This is a genomic window from Actinosynnema sp., assembly GCF_052038725.1.
The window spans coordinates 1-1519 of sequence record NZ_JBQGCX010000197.1 but is presented as its reverse complement, the minus strand read 5'-3'; the positions used below and the strand labels follow the sequence as shown (position 1 = coordinate 1519).

General features: G+C 78.5%; 2 protein-coding genes. Both read right to left on the bottom strand.

The window, feature by feature from the left end; translation table 11 throughout:
* Positions 1–71 precede the first annotated feature (71 nt).
* Positions 72–899: an ergot alkaloid biosynthesis protein gene (locus ACTUAL_RS03690; protein ID WP_440899268.1), complete on the bottom strand. Its 828-nt coding sequence runs from the start codon at positions 897–899 to the stop codon at positions 72–74.
* Positions 896–1339 carry a nuclear transport factor 2 family protein gene (locus tag ACTUAL_RS03685; protein ID WP_096491974.1) on the bottom strand — a complete coding sequence of 148 codons (444 nt, stop codon included), beginning with the start codon at positions 1337–1339 and terminating at the stop codon, positions 896–898. The genes ACTUAL_RS03690 and ACTUAL_RS03685 overlap by 4 nt, the downstream gene beginning before the upstream one ends.
* Positions 1340–1519: the final 180 nt, after the last annotated feature.

Genomic DNA, 1519 nt, shown 5'->3' with positions numbered 1-1519 from the left:
ACCACCGGGGCCGGGCTGCTGTGCTGCGCGGCGCTGCGGCTGCCCCCGCGGCCGGTGGTGGCCGGGCCCGGCTAGCCGGTGGCCCACTCCGCGCGGTGGTCGTCGACGAACCCGGCGAACGGGCGCGGCGCGCGACCGGTGAGCCGGGTGACGCCGTCGGTCAGCTCCCCCTCGCCGCCGTCGCGGATCGCGGCGTTGTAGCGGGCGAGGCGGTCGGCGAACGGCGCGGGCATCCCGGCGGCCCGGAAGTGCCCGGCGAGCTCGTCGGCGGACACCTCCACCACCTCCACGGTCCGCCCGGTCCGCTCGGTGATGATCCGCGCGGCCTCCGGGTAGCTGAGCGCCCTCGGCCCGGTGAGCCGGTGCTCGGCCTCGGTCCGGTCGGCGAGGAGGGCGGCGTGCGCGGCAGCGGCCACGTCCCGCGCGTCGATCCAGCCGACCCGGCCGTCGCCGCTCGCCGACAGCAGCTCGCCGCGCTCGCGCACCCGCGCGGCCAGCGGGTGCGCGCCGGTGAGGTTCTGCATGAACCCGGCGGGCCGCAGCACGGACCAGCCGGGGGTCCCGCGCACCTCGGCCTCCAGCTCGGCGGCGCCGGGGGCGTCCGGCAGGACCGCGAGGGAGCCGAGCAGCACGAGCCTGGGCAGGCCGGTGCGGCGGGCCAGGTCGAGCAGCGGGCGCACGGCGGGCAGCGGGTCGCCGGTGGTGGGCGGCGGGACGGCGTAGACGGCGGTCGCGCCGTCCAGGAGCCCGCGGTGGGTGCTCGGGTCGTGCCAGTCGAACCGGGTCGCGCCGGGGGCCGGGGTGCGGCTCGCCCGCCGGAACGGGGTGCCGCCCGCCTCCAGCAGGGCGGTGAGGGCCCGGCCGGTGGTGCCGCTCGCGCCGATCACCACCACGCTCACGCGGTCGCCTCGCGGTCGAGCGCGGCGACCAGGTCGCCCAGCCCGCCCGTGGCCCGCGCGGCGGCGACGGGGCTCCAGTAGTCGCGGTAGGCGGTGAAGAGGCCGTCCACCACGGTGACGATGGAGACGTAGTCGAGCCGGTAGGGGGCTCCGGTCGCGGTCGTGCGGCCGACGGCGGTGAACTCGACCACCGCCGTGCTCGGGTCGGCCGTGCGGTGCACGACCAGCTCGGGGATCTCGGCGACGTCCACCAGGTCGGGGTAGCCGGCCAGGTAGGCGCGCACCTGCTCGCGGCCCTCGAGGCGGGTCGGGGAGCCCGCCTCGGCGAACGGGAACTCGGCGGTCCCGTCCACGGCCCACAGGTCCGCCACGGCGTCCATGTCCTTGGCCAGCAGGAGGTCGAGCAGTCGGCGGAAGGTCAGCTCCGGGTCGTTGTCCACGCCGTCGATCGTGCGGGCGGCGGGCCGGGCGCGGCACTGCCGGTCGAGCCCCCTCCCGGCGGTCCGTGGCTCGCCGGGAGGTCCTGTGCCAGGGTGGGGAGGATGAGCGCGCGTGAGCTGGCCGGGTTCCTGCGGGCCCGGCGGGAGTCGTTGGGACCGGCGCAGGTCGGGCTGCGGCGG